Annotated in this window: 16 protein-coding genes and 1 tRNA gene; 9 read left to right on the top strand and 8 right to left on the bottom strand. The window is 50.0% G+C overall.

What is annotated here, in order from left to right; genetic code table 11:
* The first annotated feature begins 59 nt into the window (after window positions 1-59).
* Together ACQGQ5_RS07900 and ACQGQ5_RS07895 are read left to right on the top strand one after the other, a co-directional pair.
* Window positions 60-521: a hypothetical protein gene (locus ACQGQ5_RS07900; RefSeq protein WP_455735983.1), complete on the top strand. Its 462-nt coding sequence runs from the start codon at window positions 60-62 to the stop codon at window positions 519-521.
* 97 nt (window positions 522-618) lie between these two features.
* Window positions 619-695: transfer RNA gene (locus ACQGQ5_RS07895), tRNA-Arg, on the top strand.
* A 153-nt stretch (window positions 696-848) separates the two neighbouring features.
* Here ACQGQ5_RS07895 and ACQGQ5_RS07890 read toward each other — a convergent pair.
* From ACQGQ5_RS07890 to ACQGQ5_RS07860, 7 genes are all read right to left on the bottom strand, one after another.
* Entirely contained in the window at window positions 849-1,316 is a 468-nt protein-coding gene (locus tag ACQGQ5_RS07890; RefSeq protein ID WP_455735982.1) for a YhcH/YjgK/YiaL family protein, read from the bottom strand.
* A 62-nt stretch (window positions 1,317-1,378) separates the two neighbouring features.
* Window positions 1,379-2,302: a dihydrodipicolinate synthase family protein gene (locus ACQGQ5_RS07885; RefSeq protein WP_455735981.1), complete on the bottom strand. Its 924-nt coding sequence runs from the start codon at window positions 2,300-2,302 to the stop codon at window positions 1,379-1,381.
* A gap of 29 nt (window positions 2,303-2,331) precedes the next feature.
* The gene (locus tag ACQGQ5_RS07880; RefSeq protein ID WP_455735980.1) at window positions 2,332-3,348 is read right to left on the bottom strand and encodes an ABC transporter ATP-binding protein; all 1,017 of its coding nucleotides are present in this window, start codon (window positions 3,346-3,348) and stop codon (window positions 2,332-2,334) included.
* Window positions 3,348-4,361 carry an ABC transporter ATP-binding protein gene (locus tag ACQGQ5_RS07875; protein WP_455735979.1) on the bottom strand — a complete coding sequence of 338 codons (1,014 nt, stop codon included), beginning with the start codon at window positions 4,359-4,361 and terminating at the stop codon, window positions 3,348-3,350. The genes ACQGQ5_RS07880 and ACQGQ5_RS07875 overlap by 1 nt, the downstream gene beginning before the upstream one ends.
* Before the next feature lie 11 nt (window positions 4,362-4,372).
* Window positions 4,373-5,284: an ABC transporter permease gene (locus ACQGQ5_RS07870; protein ID WP_455735978.1), complete on the bottom strand. Its 912-nt coding sequence runs from the start codon at window positions 5,282-5,284 to the stop codon at window positions 4,373-4,375.
* Window positions 5,285-5,295: 11 nt separating this feature from the next.
* A complete protein-coding gene (locus tag ACQGQ5_RS07865) occupies window positions 5,296-6,255 on the bottom strand; it encodes an ABC transporter permease (RefSeq protein WP_455735977.1) in 960 nt (319 codons plus the stop codon).
* 68 nt (window positions 6,256-6,323) lie between these two features.
* Window positions 6,324-8,021 carry an ABC transporter substrate-binding protein gene (locus tag ACQGQ5_RS07860; protein ID WP_455735976.1) on the bottom strand — a complete coding sequence of 566 codons (1,698 nt, stop codon included), beginning with the start codon at window positions 8,019-8,021 and terminating at the stop codon, window positions 6,324-6,326.
* Between the two features lie 260 nt (window positions 8,022-8,281).
* On the opposite strand from ACQGQ5_RS07860, the gene ACQGQ5_RS07855 reads away from it, so the two are divergent.
* The 7 genes from ACQGQ5_RS07855 (at window position 8,282) to tadA (ending at window position 15,699) form a co-directional block, all read left to right on the top strand.
* The gene (locus ACQGQ5_RS07855; protein ID WP_455735975.1) at window positions 8,282-8,998 is read left to right on the top strand and encodes a FadR/GntR family transcriptional regulator; all 717 of its coding nucleotides are present in this window, start codon (window positions 8,282-8,284) and stop codon (window positions 8,996-8,998) included.
* Entirely contained in the window at window positions 8,979-10,667 is a 1,689-nt protein-coding gene (locus ACQGQ5_RS07850; RefSeq protein WP_455735974.1) for an FAD-binding protein, read from the top strand. The genes ACQGQ5_RS07855 and ACQGQ5_RS07850 overlap by 20 nt, the downstream gene beginning before the upstream one ends.
* A 122-nt stretch (window positions 10,668-10,789) precedes the next feature.
* Window positions 10,790-11,479 (top strand): N-acetylmannosamine-6-phosphate 2-epimerase, encoded by a 690-nt coding sequence (locus tag ACQGQ5_RS07845; protein ID WP_455735973.1) that lies wholly within the window; start codon window positions 10,790-10,792, stop codon window positions 11,477-11,479.
* A gap of 15 nt (window positions 11,480-11,494) precedes the next feature.
* Complete coding sequence (locus tag ACQGQ5_RS07840) at window positions 11,495-12,403, top strand: ROK family protein (protein ID WP_455735972.1); 909 nt, start codon at window positions 11,495-11,497, stop codon at window positions 12,401-12,403.
* Window positions 12,404-12,820: 417 nt separating this feature from the next.
* Window positions 12,821-13,939 (top strand): 4-hydroxybutyrate dehydrogenase, encoded by a 1,119-nt coding sequence (locus ACQGQ5_RS07835; protein WP_455735971.1) that lies wholly within the window; start codon window positions 12,821-12,823, stop codon window positions 13,937-13,939.
* Window positions 13,940-14,219: 280 nt separating this feature from the next.
* Window positions 14,220-15,242 carry a CPBP family intramembrane glutamic endopeptidase gene (locus ACQGQ5_RS07830; protein WP_455735970.1) on the top strand — a complete coding sequence of 341 codons (1,023 nt, stop codon included), beginning with the start codon at window positions 14,220-14,222 and terminating at the stop codon, window positions 15,240-15,242.
* Between the two features lies 1 nt (window position 15,243).
* Window positions 15,244-15,699 (top strand): tRNA adenosine(34) deaminase TadA, encoded by a 456-nt coding sequence (gene tadA / locus ACQGQ5_RS07825; protein ID WP_455735969.1) that lies wholly within the window; start codon window positions 15,244-15,246, stop codon window positions 15,697-15,699.
* A gap of 183 nt (window positions 15,700-15,882) precedes the next feature.
* Here the strand turns inward: tadA and ACQGQ5_RS07820 are convergent, their stop codons facing one another.
* Window positions 15,883-17,028: an Ig-like domain-containing protein gene (locus ACQGQ5_RS07820; protein WP_455735968.1), complete on the bottom strand. Its 1,146-nt coding sequence runs from the start codon at window positions 17,026-17,028 to the stop codon at window positions 15,883-15,885.
* Window positions 17,029-17,038: the final 10 nt, after the last annotated feature.

The following is a 17,038-nucleotide window of genomic DNA, read 5'->3' as shown; positions in this document are numbered from 1 at the left end:
CTCTCAGGAGCATGGGGATTTGTATTCAAGGGATATTTACCGGAAGGAGGCGGGTACGGTTGAACAAGAGGCAGATTAAAATCATGGTGACCCTGCTGCAGCTTTTTTTGATCGGGGCGCTGTTTTTACCGGCGGGGACCATTGTCGGGGATGCCGCCGCAGGAGACACTTCGCTGAGTGTTTTTCAGATGATTAACCGCTACGCGGGCATGGGCTTTTCCGACGACGCGCTTTTTTACATGGTAATGGCGTGCGTGCTCCCGGCCGCGACGATTGTTTGCATGTGGGTTCTGAAGGAAAGAAAAAATTTCGGCGCTTCCGTGGTGCTCTGCGCGCTGTACGCGACGGCGTCGGCCTGCTTTTACAGCGCGGCGAAAAGGAAAATGGTGGATTACGCGACCATGACCTGGCTGCCGTATATCATTATTCTGATTTCCCTGACCTCCATGATGCTGCTGATCTTTGGGTTTTTCCAGGCAATGCAGGACGGGGATGGGAAGGAATTCCCCAAAAAGGAGTAATTGACAAAGGCGCCGCGATATCCTATAATATAAAAGTTGTATGCGATTTCCGCTGAAAGAGAACCGTTTGGCGGGAATCCGCTTTACAGCTTTATTTGTCTCCGTAGCTCAGCCGGATAGAGCGTTCGCCTCCTAAGCGAAAGGCCGCGCGTTCGAATCGCGCCGGGGACGCCAGAAAGCAAAGCCGAAAGCCTTGATTTATCAAGGATCAAAACTGTACCCGCAACAGCTCAAGGCTGGTGCGGGTACAGTTTTTTTCAGAATAATCAGCATGACATTTTTTCGATATAAAGGTTGGTTCAACGCTTGCCGCACTCAAAGGAAAATCTACCGTTTTGCACATTCATTATCGAAGAGAATTTTAAAAATACATTTTCGAACGTTTTTTTCTTTGTTGGCTACAATCAGGGGGAGATGCGGCTCGCGAAGAAAGATCATGATAAAATTATCACCCAATAAAAACTCTGTCCTGTTTTGAGCGTCACATAAACCGCTGTCTGTGGTTTCGTCAAATTCTCCGACGGGAACGGGCGCAGAAAGGCTTACCTCGATTTTTTCTTCGCCGCTGATATCGATATGCAAATCGATATAGCGCTCATGAAATTCACACCTGTCTTGTGCCGCCTCCCTTGTTGTCGCAGAAATTACGTTTACATATACGTTGTCGCCGTCAATTATGTTTTTTCCATTCGGAAGCGTATCCAGGCTATGGGTCAAGATGAATTCTATTGCTGTGTCAATATTGGGGTGAAGGCCCTTGTACCGACTGATTTTGCTCAGCTTGTCATAAATCATTTTTTATATTCGCTTTCATTTTGTGCCGGCTTGCTTACACTCGCCATGCAGTGTTTCAGACATTAAACCTTAAAAATATTCAGCTCTTCCGCGTGATATTTTTCCCGGATGTCTTTGACGGCTTGTTTCATTTCTGCCATTTCATCATCCTGATAGTTTTGGAACGGTCGCCTGGAATAACCGGCATCCAGGCCGCGCCATCTCATCAGAACATAAATGATGGACGGCAGATCATATTGGAGCGCGGCAAAAATGAGTTCATCCGCAATTTTCTGAAGCCGGATGCCGCCTGGAATATCGCTTTTTTTGACACATTCGTAAATACTCTTGTACAGTTCGGGAATCACGTTATAAAACGAACCGATAATGCCGTCCGCGCCAAAGCACAGTCCGGAAAATGCCATCTCGTCACAGCCGGAATAGATCATGAAGTCTTTTCCCAGAATGCTTTTTAAGGAGCCCAGCTCATCGTGGCTTCTGGCCGTGTATTTCAGACCCTTGACGTTTTCAATTTCCGCAATTCGCAACAGCATGTTCTTGTCCATGATTCCCGCCAACTGAATGTTGTATACAATCATGGGCAGACTTGTGGATCTGGCAATGTCTTCATAATAATGATAGATATTATCCGGGCTGAAATTCCAGTAAAACGGAGGTACGGACGAAATGGCGTCGACCCCTACCGCTTCAGCATGCTTTGCAAGCTCAATGCTTTTTTTGGTGCCAATATCGCCCACGTGTACAATTACGGGAACCCGTCCTTTTACCTGATCCATTACAATTTCAACAACCTGTTTTCTTTCTTCCAGCGACATGGTGAAGCACTCGCCCGTGCTGCCGGTCAGGTATAAGCCGTCGACGCCCGCACCAAGCAAGAACTCAATGATGCCTCTGGTGCGCTTTTCGTCGATGTTTTCGTCCTTGTCAAAAAAAGTCATCGTCGCAGGAATTACGCCCTTGATATCTGTTATCTGATACTTACCCATATTATGCAGTCTCCTAATCTTAATTATATTTACTTTAAGTTTTCTGCCAGGTGGCAGCAAACCATATGCTCTTGTCCGTTTCTGATAATTGTTTTTGCTTGCGGGATTTCTGTTTTACAGATTTCGGTGCATTTGGGGCAACGGGGGTGAAAGGGACATCCGCTCGGTGGATTTACAGGGCTTGGAACATCGCCCTGAAGCGGGATTCGCTTACGGCGCTTGTCGATATCAGCCACAGGAATTGCGCTTAGCAAAGCCTCCGTGTACGGGTGCAGCGTGTTTTCAAACAATTCTTGCGTTTCGGCCATTTCAACAATATGGCCCAGGTACATTACCACGATGCGGTCGCTGATGTATTCCACTACTGACAGGTCGTGCGTAATAAACATATAAGTCAGATTCTTCTTTTCTTTCAGCTCCTTTAAAAGCTTCAGAACCTGTGCCTGAATGGAAACGTCAAGAGCCGACACGGCCTCGTCGCACACAACAAACTCGGGATCCACTGAAAGTGCGCGCGCGATGCCGATTCTCTGCCGCTGACCGCCGGAAAATTCATTCGGGTACCGTTCCATATACTCAGGAGGAAGGTTGACGTCCTGCAGTAAAGAGGCGATTTTTTCTTTTCGTTCCTTTTTGCTCTTCATACCGAACCTAATCAGCGGCTCCTGCATCGTTCCGAAAATAGTAAAGGAAGGATTTAGCGAAGAATAGGGATTTTGAAACACGATCTGCATTTTCTTCCTGGCGGCGTCCAACTCTTTTTTCGGCATTGAGAAAATATCTTTTCTGCCGTCGGGGAACGAGTAGAGAACCTGCCCTCCGTAAGGCTCAATCAGACGGAGAATGCTTTTCCCCATGGTCGTTTTTCCGCAGCCGGATTCACCTACAACCCCAAGAATTTCTCCCCTGTAGATATCAAAGCTCACATCGTCTATGGCTTTTACATAACCAGCCGTTCTGCGAAAAACCCCTTTTTTAACGGGGTAATATGTTTTTAACCCCTTTATAGAAATGAGGACTTCTTTTTCCTGTTTGTTTTCTGCCATTATTTGAGTCCTCCATTCTTTAAAAGATCGTGGTGGCAACGGCACATATGACCCGGTTCCACAAAAGCCTCATCGGGCATCTTCAATTCACACTCCGGCGTGGCGTAACTGCATCGGGGAGCAAACTGGCAGCCCTTTGGCCTGTTGTATGGATCCGGCGTCGAACCCCGGATGGGCTCCAGCTGCTGATCTTTTCCCCTGCCAAGCACGGGGATGGAATCGAGAAGCGCTTTTGTGTAAGGATGGGAAGGGTGAGTAAACACTAAGCGCGCATCGCCGCTTTCAACGATGTTGCCCATATACATTACAGCAACGTCATCGGCAAGCTCCGCAACAACGCCCATATCGTGGGTAATCAACAAAATTGCCGTATCATTGTTGTCTTTCAAATCAAGCATCAGCTCAAAAATCTGCGCCTGAATGGTAACATCCAAAGCAGTTGTGGGCTCGTCGGCAATCAGCACCTTGGGCCGACAGCTCATCGCCATGGCAATCATTGCGCGCTGGCACATGCCTCCGGAAAATTGATGTGGATATTCCTTCACACGCTTTTCAGGAAGCGGGATTCCCATGTCCTTCAGCAACTGAATCGAAATTTCGCTGGCTTCCGCTTTGTTTTTTGCGCGATTGTGGTACAATAATGCCTCGTTGATCTGGTAGCCCACCGTAAACACGGGATTCAGCGCAGTCATGGGGTCCTGAAAAATCATCGAGATTCCTTCCCCCCGTATTTTTCGCATGGCGGCACCTTTTCGTGGGAGCTGATCAATTTCAATATCTTTTCCTTTATCATAAAAGTGGATTTCTCCCTGTTCAATTCTCGACAAATCCGGTAAAAGCCCCATGATGGAATTCGCGGTCACAGATTTTCCGCAGCCGCTTTCTCCTACAATGCACATAATCCTACTTTTTTTCAGCTCAAAATTCACGCCGCGAATTACTTTGTTACACCGGTTGTTGTTATAAAAACTCACGTGAAGATCTTTTACGCGTACTACTGCCTCGTTTTCCATACACTGCCCCCCTAACCAATCTGCGATGGGTCAGTTGCATCACGTAAGCCATCGCCGATAAAGTTAATGCTGATTACAAAAAGCGTAACAATGATCCCGGTCGGAAGCCACACCCACCAGGCGTCGCGCAAAATTGTAATGTCCTGAGCTGCATTCAAAATATTGCCCCATGTTGCAACTTCAAGCGGAACGCCAAGCCCCAAAAAGCTCAGGGAGGTTTCCTGCAAAATGAACATTGCGGTGGATAATGTAATGTTCACAAAGATGGGACCGATCGCATTGGGCAGGATATGTACAAAGGCAATTCGCAACGAGCCGATACCGAACGCCTTGAGCGCTTGAACGTATTCCTCCTCACGCAGCGAAAGCATTTGGGAACGTGCCATACGATACATGGTTGGCCAACCCGTGATTGAAAAAATAAAAACCAGGTTCCACATGCTTTGCCCTGTAATGGTGACAAGAATCAGCACCAAAATCATCTGTGGGAAGGCCAGCAGAATTTCCGACACTTTCATTACAATACCGTCCAAAAGCCCACCCTTATAACCCGCGATTGTACCCAGAGAGACGCCGACAAATGTGGCAATCAACGCAGACCCGAGGCCTACAGAAATGGACACCCTTCCACTGTACAAAATTCTGGAGAAAATATCGCGGCCGATTTTGTCGGTTCCAAGAATATGGGTTGCGGAGGGCGGCATTAAAATGCTTCTTAAATCCACTTTCGTAGAGGAATACGGGGTTAATAAAGGTGCAGCGATGCTGGCAAATACGATAATGAAAAAAATGATGAGTCCGGCAATGGAAAGCCTGTTTGCAAACATTTTGCGCATCACACGACTCTGGACGCGCTTTTTCACTTTGCCGGATTCTTCGCGCGCGAGGATATGATCCATCTGTTTATCCAATGAATTTTTCATCTTGCACCTCCTTAGCTTAACTTGACTCTCGGATCCAGCATCGCAGTAACAATATCGACAATGATACTGGAAACAAGAACGATTAGCACTGAGAAAAATCCGATCATCATTACCAGCGGTGTGTTCTGGGCTCTTACCGCTTTGATGAACAACCCCCCTATACCCGGCCACTGAAATACTTCTTCTACAACCACTGCGCCTCCAATCAGCATGGGGAGGCGGAAACCAATCAGAATCACCACAGGGGTCAACGCCGCGCGCAAGCCGTGTATCAGGTTTACGCGCCATTCCGGAATACCTTTGGACCGCGCGGTTTTCATGTAATCTTTTCCCATGGAATCCAGCATGCTGCCGCGCGCGTAGCGCATTACGCCGGCAGTCATGGAAAAGCCCAGCACCGTGGCAGGCATGACCAGATACGGCAGACGCTCAAAAAAGTTCTGGCCCTCATACGCCATGCGCCCGCCGACAGGAAGGATGCTGCTGTGCAGCGCAAACGCATTGATGCAGATCAGACCGAGTAAAAACTGTGGAATGGCAACACCGATCATACCGATTACGTTTAAAATCTGATCGGTAAAGCTTCCCTTTTTCAAAGCGCTGATTACGCCGAACAGAACGCCGAAAATGGAGGACATAATCAAAGCGGCAACCGACAATTCCAGCGTTGCCGGCAAATGGTTTTTCATAATTTCGGCTACGGGAACGCCCGACTGCAGAGAATAGCCGAAATCCCCGTGCAGAATACCGCCAAGCCATTTTAAATATCGAAGCATAAACGGGTCGTTCAAACCCAGTGAATTTCTCATTTCATTCAACTGATTTGCCGACATGGTAGACAGCGCATCCGGCGGAATTAAAAAGTCAACCGCATCACCAGGCATTAATTCAATTCCAAGATAAATCAGAAAGCTGATAATAAGTGCCATGGGAATGAGAGACAGAATTTTTCTAAGCGTATAGGATGCCAATTACTTACCCCTCCCATTACAAACGGTGAACCTTTTAGGTTCACCGTTTGTGCAGTTTCTTTACAGGTTTACTTTATATTTGCTTCGTGTGGGAACTGATTGATATAGAAACATCTTGTATAACGGATGTTGACCGCATCCATCTTCATGCCAGGCATGGCTTCGATGGCCTTTGCATCGTCAGTTGACTTGGACCATGCGTAGTCGATCTTTCCGGCGCCCGCATTTTTTACGAGGTTCGCATCATTTTCGCCGCTTGCAAACATGTAGATGGTTTCAATGTTACCGGTACCAGTCTTATAATAGCCATCCCATCTCTTCAGGGTAGCATAGTTGTTCATCACAACCTGATCCACCTTGTATGGACCGGAGCCAATGGGCTTCTGCCAGAAAGGATCCTGCTGAAGGGCTGCGGGGTTGGCATTTTCCAGACAATGCTTAGGAAGAATGGGCCACTGGGAAAACACCTGAAGCGCATTTGCCGCTACGGTGTCGAATTTTACGGTAACTTTGTTTCCGTCCACCACTACGCCTGCAAGGTCCTTGGTTTTTCCGTCGATGTAGTCCTTGGCGCCGGTGATATCGTTTACCACTCCCGAGGCAACAGCGTTTGTGCCGGGGGCCTTCAACATCAGCTGAAGGGTAAACTTAACGTCGTCCGCTGTCAGCGGCTTGCCGTCATGCCACTTCAGACCGTCTCTCATTACAAATTCAATGGATTTGGAATCTTCGCTGACCTTGTAGCTTTGGGCCAGCATGCCGTCGGTGGGGTTAAGGTTTTCATCTGCATTGATCAGCTTGTCAAACACAAGCTCGGTGTTGATCATATAACCGGGATTCACCATCGGATACCAGAAGAACTCCTGCGGACCGCCGTTGGTATAAAGTGTTTTGTCGCTACGGCTAATCTTCCAGTCAAGAATCTTTTTTTCATAGGAAAACTGGTCATTGCCATATTTTATACCGGCCGTATCCAGATTTTTGCTGGTATAGATGAAGCATACCTGGTGATAAAGCGGCATCGCCAGCTCTTTTTCGGCAACAAACTGCTGAATTTCACCAAAAGCCTTCTTCTGCGCATTTGTGTCCATTGTGGAATTGGAATCTGCAATCAGTTTATCCAGCCCTTCCTGCTTCGGAACAGAAGAGTTGTTGGAAGCGGTGGAAGCGAACCTGTTGTAAAATTCTGATTCGGTCAAAGCGGCAACAGCGGCATAGGCAAGATCCCACTTAACGCTGGAAGGCCCGTTTACACGATCCGTCGGAGGAATCCACAACTGTGACGCCAGATCGCCTTCCAGTTTCCTGAACTGTGACTTCACACCAACAGCCGCCCAATACTGACCTATAATTGTCATGAGATCTACGGTTTGCTGGTCATCATAGTAGTAAACAACGTCCAGAGTGTAATCTGACGGCCAAGCTGCTTCCTTTAAAAGCTCTTTCGATTTTTCCGGATTGTATTCGTATGTAGGAATACCGGCATTCAGCCAGTCGCCGGGGGCTGTAAAGCTTTTTGCAACCTCCGCTTTGCCGTTGAACAGGGTGTCGATAATGCTCTTCATGTCAATTGCATATGCAAGAGCCTGCCTTACTCTTATATCGGCCAACGGCGTGCCAAGCTCTTGACTGCTCTTTTCTGACGTGGTGGACACAAGAGCCTGTGAGCCGGAAGGTTCTTGCGTTGTCTTGCTGCCGCATGCCGACAATGTGGATATTACCATTGCAGCTATGCACAGCAGACTGACTGCTCTTTTCAATTTCATAACTTTTCCCCCTTGACATTTTTATTTGTACTTTGTAATACAAATTGATCTGGAATGAATTTATCATACAAAATAAATTACATGATGTCAACTAAAATTTTTATATTTTATTAATAATTTTGTTTGTATAAAACAAATAAAGCTGGGTGTATGCTTTGAAATAATAAAATAATGGATTGACTAATTGTTTTATTGGTAATATACTGTGAAGTAGTATTACTTTGTAGTACAATCATTGTTTGAAGAGTGAGGTTAGCATTATGGTTACACATGATAAAATGAAAAACCTGAAATCAAAAAAACTTTACCTACAAGTGTACGATGAAATCAAAAAGTATATTAAAGATAAAGATCTGCAGCCGGGAGACAAATTGCCCACCGAAATGGAGATGTGCAGTTCGCTGGGCGTGAGCCGCAATGTACTGCGGGAAGCCATTAAATCACTGGAAATTACAGGCATTGTAAATTCCAAGCCCGGTGTTGGAATTATCATTCGCGAGTTCAATTCAGATTTTTTTATGTCAGCATTGATTTCTCATGTAAACGTAACCAACGACCGCGCTATAAAAGAGTATGTTGAGGAACTTCGCCATGTGCTTGAAATCGGGTTTGATGAGAAAGCCTTTAACACTTTGAGCAATGCGGAAATCACCATTATGGCCGAGCAAGTTAAAATCATGAAAAGCCACAACACCGAAATAAATAAAGAACACAAATCTTTGGGTATTGACTTTGCAAAGGCCGATGCGCTTTTTCATAAAACCATGTTCTCACGCGTGGATAATGTTCTGCTGTCTTCCATCATTGACTTTTTCTGGGCGTATGATAAATACTACACGCAAAAAATCAAGCCCAACGCTATGGATATCACGATTGACAAGCACGAACGAATCATGAACGCACTTTACAAACACGATTATGAAGAGTATCATCAAGCGATGATTTATCATTTTACATATGAATATTGTAAAAAGTAATAAATTTTATGATGTGGTTGTAGTCGGCGCCGGCCTTGCAGGGATCAAGGCTGCCGTCACCGCGGCGAATAAAGGAAGTTCCGTGCTCGTTTGTACAAAGTCGGCGCTTTGCTCCGGTTCAAGCTTTTATACGCTTATGGACACCCTCCACTGTCAGGCCGTCATTGATGAAGCGGATAAAGCCGTTTTCATGCAGGATATTGCAGACTGCAGCTATAAAATGAACGACCCTGTGATGAATCAATATTATATTGACCATATCAATGACCGCATCACCGAATTTCCTGAAATGGGAATCGAGTATAAAAAGCTGCCTGACCCGAAATTGGCCTGCTTTGCCAACCATCCGCACAGTCTGTATTTCTGGACCGACTGGCCAAAAATTCGTATACGCGTGAAAAAAATATTTGCGGGGACCCCCAATATTACCGTCAGGGAAAAAGCCGAAGCGGCGACCATTGTAACGAATAAAGGGCCGGGCCAAAGCAAAAAAGTAAAAGGGATTTTGTTGTTTGACAAGCAGCAATCAGTTTTTGAATATGTTGCGTGTTCGTCCGTTATTTTCGCAACCGGCGGCTTCGGCGCACTTTACGAGCACAACCTGAACAGCCCGGATGTTGCGGGTGACGGTCATGTGCTCGCACTGGAAGCGGGCGCCGAGCTGATCAATCTTGAATTCAACCAGTTCATTCCCGGCTTTATTGAACCGGTGTACAAAATTGTGTTTCGGGAGGGTACGCTGGATTACTGCGACAAGCTGGTTGACCAAAACGGGACGGAAATTCTCCGGGAGTTGCTTCCCAATCCCCAGGATTACGCCGAATGTCTGCGCATGCGGGCATCCCACGGTCCGTTTACAAGCATGGATCTTTCCAAGTATTTTGATATTGCTTTGATGAAAGCCTGTTTGAAAGAACAGCACACTGATGGGATGGAAATTCAGTATTCGCCGGAAATTTACAACGACACCCGGGACTATGTCGTCAACTATCTGGAATGGCTGAAAAATGTACCCCGTGTTGACCTTTGCAATACAAAGATTACCATTGCTCCGTTTTTCCATGCGGCAAACGGCGGAATTTTTGTGGATCATCACTGTGAGACGAAGATAAAAGGACTGTTTGCCTGTGGCGAAGCTGCCGGCGGTATTCATGGTGCCGACCGGCTTGGCGGCAACGCCACGGGGAGCTGCCTCGTTTTCGGATATTTGGCCGCAGAATCTGCCTGCGCCTACGCCAAACAAACAAAAAACAGCTATACCGATATTTCCGGAGCAGAACTGAGCCAGCTTTTGGAAGACACCTATTCTTCTTCAGTCAGCCAAAGCCTTTTGCCGCAAGAGATAATCGCCGCTATCAAAAAAGAAATGTGGATTTACGCCAATATTCTGAGAACTGAGGATGGCCTGACGCAAGCCACTGACCGCATACAGCAGCTGCGAAAGCAATATAACGCCATGGCTTTCTTCGGAACCGCAGAGCAAATTTCCGCGGCCATGCAAGCGCATCGATTTCTGGTTCTTTCTGAAGCGCTGCTTGCCGCCATGAAAAACCGCAAAGAAAGCAGAGGCTCTCATTTTAGGGAAGATTATCCTCAAACAGACCCGGCTTTTGACCACAGATATAAAATCTCCATTCAAAACGGGGCAATGGTATGCAAAGCTGAATAGCAAAAAAGCAAAGTCGTTTTATCAATGATCTGTGCCTTTCATATTTGCAAAGAACAGGGATTTTTATTGGCATCCCGTACAAAGGACAGATTGAAAAAATCGTTATAAAGGAGAAAAAAGATATGGATAATAAATCTTTGTTTGAAAAATTGAAAGGCGGCCTGATCGTTTCATGCCAAGCCCTGCCGCAGGAACCGTTGTACAGTTCCTATATCATGTCGCGGATGGCTTTTGCCGCCATGCAGGGTGGTGCATGCGGAATTCGTGCCAACACGGTTGCTGATATTGCAGAAATCAAAAAAGCAGTTGACTTACCCATTATTGGAATCATTAAACAGGAATATCCGGATAGCGATGTGTATATTACACCTACAGAAACAGAAGTCGACGCATTGGTCAGCGTCGGTGCCGATATCATTGCAATGGACGCAACAAGGCGTATGCGAACCGGCCGGAAATCACTGGATGAGATTTTTGCGGCGGTGCGTCAAAGATACCCGCAAATGACTTTCATGGCGGATTGTTCCTGTTTTGAGGAAGCGCTTCATGCGCAGGAAATCGGATTCGATTGTGTCGGGACCACAATGGCGGGTTACACTCCCTATACCAAGGGAACCAGCCTGCCGGATGTTGCAATGATTACGAAGCTGGCGCAAACCGTACATGTACCAATCATCGCAGAAGGAGGCATCCATTATCCCGAGCAATTACGTCAGGTTCTGGACGCGGGCGCATGGTGCGCTGTCGTAGGCGGCGCCATCACCCGACCTCTGGAAATCACTCGGCGATTCACCTCCGTTTTAAATCGTTGACGGGTGGGAATGACAATGGACTATACGGCTGTTGTTGACATAGGCGGCACAAATATCAAATACGGCTTAATTGATCCCGGAACAGACAAAATAATTACTTCCGCAGAGGTGCCCACTGACGCCGCCGCAGGCGGCCCTGCCGTTATAAAAAAAGTGATTGCCCTGCTTGATTCGATGCAAGGTTATTGCAGGATCGGCATTAGCACATGCGGGCAGGTTGACAACCGTACGGGGAGCATCCTTTTTGCAACGGACAACCTACCGAATTACAGCGGCATGAAAGTTAAAGAAATCATAGAAAAGGAATATGTGCTCCCAGTGTCTGTGGAAAATGATGTTAACGCGGCGGCCTTGGGGGAAGCACATTTTGGTGCGGCTAAGGGTCTCAGGAATTTTCTGTGTCTCACCTACGGTACCGGAATTGGCGGTGCTATCATCATAGACGGGGAACTCTACATCGGTACGCACGGCAGCGCCGGTGAGTTTGGTCACTTTGTGAGTCACAAAAATGGATTGCCCTGCACCTGCGGCCAATGTGGCTGCTACGAAAGCTATGCCTCAACTGGCGCTTTGGTTCGTTCTGTCGAACAACAACTGGGATGCAATATGGATGGGAGACAGATTTTTTGTGAACTGAGAGAAGGGAACCCTTCCATTAAAAAAATCATCGACTTGTGGATTGATGAGATAGCTTCCGGCTTAGCCGGGCTCACACAAATTTTTGACCCACAGGGCATTGTCCTGGGCGGAGGTATTATGAAAGAACCTTATGTTATCGAACAACTTCGCGCCTTACTTCCTTCGCTGATTATGCCCAGTTACCGCGGCATCAAACTACTGCCTGCACAGCTTGGAAACACAGCTGGCTTAATGGGGGCATATTATGCCGTACACCATATGGAAGGAATCCGAACAGTCAAATAATATTATCCGACATAACGCCTCCTTGTATTTATCGCTCATTCGGGATAAAATATTAAATAGAACAAAGTGAACACAAACCGGCTGATTTTCTGCTGATCGCAGCAGGAAATACGGTCACGCGCCCTGTGGATGTAGAACTGCGCCCGGGTCCGGCGATTTTTGTTTCCTTTGCCGCCCGGCGGCGCTATATTCAGCCGGCCTGCTAAAAAAGGAGGCGCTCTTTCCTGCTTGCGGGTGAGAGCCCTCCTTAATCCCTTTCCGCACCGGAATGCTTTCAAGTTTCACAATGTTTTTTGTGCGGGAGGGGCAGGGAAGAAAAGTGTCGCTGCAAGCGCGAGATAACGCCAGGCGCCTTGAGGCGCGGCCAGTAAAACAGGGCTTTGTCCGCCTATGACTATTATAACAAGGAGAAGAATGATGCAACAGATTATATTAAAGCCCGCGTTACATAAATTCCGTACCGCGAAGGAGTTTGCCGAGACGTTCGGACTGAATGCGGACGACCTGATCCTGACAAACGAATACATCTATACCCCCTGCTTCGGCGGTCTGCATTTGCCGGCGCATACCGTTTTTCAGGAAAAATACGGTTCGGGGGAGCCGACGGACGCCATGGTGGACGCGATTCTTGCGGAAGCGGAAAAAACCGGCAGCAAACGCGTGATCGCCATCGGCGGCGGCACCATCATCGATATCGCCAAGGTCCTCGCCGTCGCGGACGGGGAACGGGTGGACGGGCTTTACGACCGTATGAACGATTTGAGCAAGAAACGTGAATTGGTCATCGTCCCGACCACCTGCGGCACCGGCAGCGAGGTGACGAATATCGCCATCATCAACCGCACCCGCATCGGTACGAAAATGGGGCTTGTATCGGATCATATGTACGCCGACAGCGCCGTGCTGATTCCGGAGCTTCTCAGCGGGCTGCCGTTTTCCGTGTTTGCCGCCAGCTCGATCGACGCGCTGGTACACGCGGTGGAATCCAGCCTTTCCCCGAAGGCGACCTCCTACACGCAGCTGTTCGGCTACCGGGCGATCGAAATGATTCTCAGGGGCTATCAGGTCATCGCCGAGAAGGGGCCCGAGGCGCGCAGGCCGCTGCTGGACGATTTCCTGACCGCGAGCAATTACGCTGGCATCGCGTTCGGCACGGCGGGCTGCGCGGCCGTCCACGCGCTGAGCTACCCGCTGGGCAGCAAATACCACGTCGCGCACGGCGAATCGAATTACGCCATCTTTACCGGAGTGCTCAGGAATTACATGGAAATCCGGTCGGACGGCCCGATTCAGGAGTTGAACCGCTACCTTGCCGGACTGCTCGATTGCGGGACGGACGTCGTCTATGACGAACTGGAAAAGCTGCTGAACCACATCCTGCCCAAAAAGGCGCTGCGCGAGTACGGTGTGACCGGGGGCGACCTTCCCGCGTTCACCGAGAGCGTGATGAAGACGCAGGGCCGCCTGATGGCCAACAATTTTGTTCCGCTGGACGCGGACCGGGTTCTGAAGATCTACCGCGAGCTTTATGAATGAAGACTCCGCGCCGTCCTTCTGAAGACGACCCGGTTTGTCGCCGGGATCCGGCGTCCTCGGGGATGCGCAATTCGATCGATTCCGGGGCTGGGACTGGCATTTTCCAAAAACTTCCGTATAACAAAAATGTTTGCCAAACAATCACTGACATGTTATAATATCAATCAGTATCTTTGAGAATGTTAACCGCGCCCTGCGCTCTTTCTCAAATGACCTGCTAAAAAAGGAGACGCTCTTTCCTGCTTGCGGGAGAGGGCTTTTTTGATAAAAGGAGAGAGCAATGAACAATTCGCCTTACACCCAATACGGCCCTTATGATAACGTGCATCCCTATGTGGAAGCCCAGAACAGCAAGCGCGACCTGAGGAAAACCTCCAACGCGGTCTGCTGGACCCTGCTCGCCGCCATGTTCCTGATGACCGGCTTCCTGTATGTCTGCGTGTTCTATCTCCGCGCGGTGGGATATACGCACGACTATACGAACAGCGATTTTCAGGGCTTTACGCCGGTGCTTTATTATCTTGCGACCGGGGCGGGCTATCTGGTCGGGCTGGCCGCTCCCGCGCTGGTTTTTTTCGCCGCGCGGCATATTCCGCTGGGCAGTGCGCTGCCCTTTGAGAAGGCCGGGTTTCTGAAAATCGGCGCGTGCGTCTTTTTCGGTACGGCCGTCTGTATGCTGGCGAATATTCCGGCCAACGCGGTGGTGGAAATCGAGAAATGGTTCGGCTTTTCCGGCGAGCTGCCGGAGATGCCCCTGACCGGCGATCCGCCGGTTTTGTTCCTGTATTTCCTTACGATCGCGGTCATTCCGCCGCTGGTGGAGGAGCTGTTTTTCCGGGGCGTGGTGCTTCACAGCCTGAGAAAATACGGGGACGGGTTCGCGGTAGTGGGCTCCGCGATTCTTTTCGGGCTGTACCACGGCAATTTTGTACAGATGGTGTTTGCCTTTATCGCCGGCCTGGCTATGGCGCTGGTGGTCGTCCGCACCAATTCCCTGTGGCCGTCCATCCTGATCCATTTTTTCAACAACGGGATTTCCTTCGCGATGGAAATGATGCAGCGCTTCGGCGGGGATCAGATGGCCGATTATGTAAACAACACGGTGGTCGGCGTCGTTCTGGCGCTGGGGGTGGCTTCCTTTGTCTATCTGCTGGTAAAGGACAAGCGGTTTTTCCACAGCGACGGGGTAAATCCGTATTTTCGGCTTTCCGCAAAGCTGAACGCGCTGTTTTTTAACCCGGGCGGTGTGGCGGTGCTGCTGTTAACGGTTGTGTCCTCGTTCCGATATCTGTACGCGGGCTGATATGGACAGGGAGGAACGATTTATGCGCCTGGCGCTGGCTCTCGCGCGGGAGGCGGCGCGGGAGGGCGAGGTGCCGGTCGGCGCGGTGATCGTAAAGGACGGGGAAGTCGTTGCCACGGGCCGCAACCGGCGGGAAAGCGGAAAAAACGCGCTCTGCCACGCGGAGCTGGAAGCCATTGACCGGGCGTGCCGGCTGCTGGGCGGTTGGCGGCTGTGGCAGTGCGAGCTGTTCGTCACGCTGGAGCCCTGCCCCATGTGCGCGGGGGCGATCATCAACGCGCGGATTCCCAGGGTGGTTTACGGCGCGCGGGACCCGAAAGCCGGTTCCTGCGGCTCCGTCGTAAATCTGTTTGAACTGCCGTACAACCATAGTCCGGAGCTGGTGGGCGGCGTGCTTGCCGACGAATGCGCGCTGCTGCTTACGGATTTTTTCCAAAAGCTGAGGGATAAAAAATAGAGGGGCCGCGGCAGGATCCCCTCCATAAAATCATGCAAAAAACGCGCCCTGACGGGGCTTTAAAAATCCGTCAGGGCGCATTTTCTTTATCGGGAAACCGCCGGCGATGCCGGTAAGACTGGAGAAGCTTTTCATTTTCGCTTTGCTTTCCGTGCGGGAGAGGGCAGAGGGTAAGCAACGCCGTTACGACGGCTTCCCGCTCTGCGCGCTCTCCGGCAGCGCCTTCTCCGTGACAGTCAGGGTGATTTCAAACGGCTTTTCACCGTCGTCGGCGGTCAGCGTGCCGGAGAGGGTGGTTTCTCCGGGCGCAACCGCCTTTACGGCGCCGGTTTCATCGACCGTCGCCACTTCGGGCTTGGAGCTTTTCGCCGTCAGCGTGTAGGGCAGCTCCCACGGAAGAACGGCAATCAGTTTGTCGCTTTCGCCCGGCGTAAGGAGCGCGCTGTTCTGGAGAGTGACCGAAACCAGCGGCAGCTCATCGCCCGGATCGGCCGACTCGGCCTCGGCGTCTTTCTGCTCCGGTGACGGCGCGCTTTGCGCGCCCTGCGCCTCCGACGATCCGTCGTTGGGGGCGGGCGCGATACGGGCGCTCAGCATGGGCTGGGCGGAACCGAAAATCAGCACCGGATCGATATCGTCATCCACGCGGTAAACGGCGCTGAGGTCCTTTGCGACGATGAACTTTGCCAGCACCGCGCCGGTATCGTTAAAGGTGGCGCTGACCGGATAGAACCAGCCGGAGACCAACGACTCGGGATATTGCAGCGTGTATTCGCCGTTGTTATGGTTCAGGCTGGTGGCGGCCGTCGGCAGATGATCCAGGATGGCGGCGGCGGAGACCTCCGAAACCTCCAGATCTGAGCCGGTGAAGGTATAGGCGCCGTCGGGCGAAACAGACATCTCGCCCTGGTGGGTAACGGTCACCCGCTTTCCGTCCGCGGAGAGCGAAAAATCAATGTGAAACGGTTTTCCGCTGTCGGGCAGCGATTCATAGCGCCCCACGCCGCTGCCGTCCACCAGCAGCACGGCGGGAAGCACCAGGGAATCGGCAAGATCCTCGGCCTCGCTGCCTTCCATCAACCTGAATTCAAACATGGCGCAGCTGTCGGAAAGGTATTTCATTTGCAGAACGGCGTTGTTGTACTGGCTTGAGTCGTCGCGGACAAAGCTGCCCGAAACCGCCTCCCATACTTCCAGGGCGGCGTTCTGCGTTCCGGAGGAGGATGTCTCCGCCTGCGAGGACTGCGGCGGCGCAGCCGCTTGTTTGCAGCCCGTGACCGCAGACGTCAGGATCAACAGCGCTCCCAAAAGCGCCAGATACTTTTTCATGATTTCGTCC

It is taken from the genome of Caproiciproducens sp., from assembly GCF_053840905.1.
This window is presented reverse-complemented; position numbering and strand designations above follow the sequence as displayed.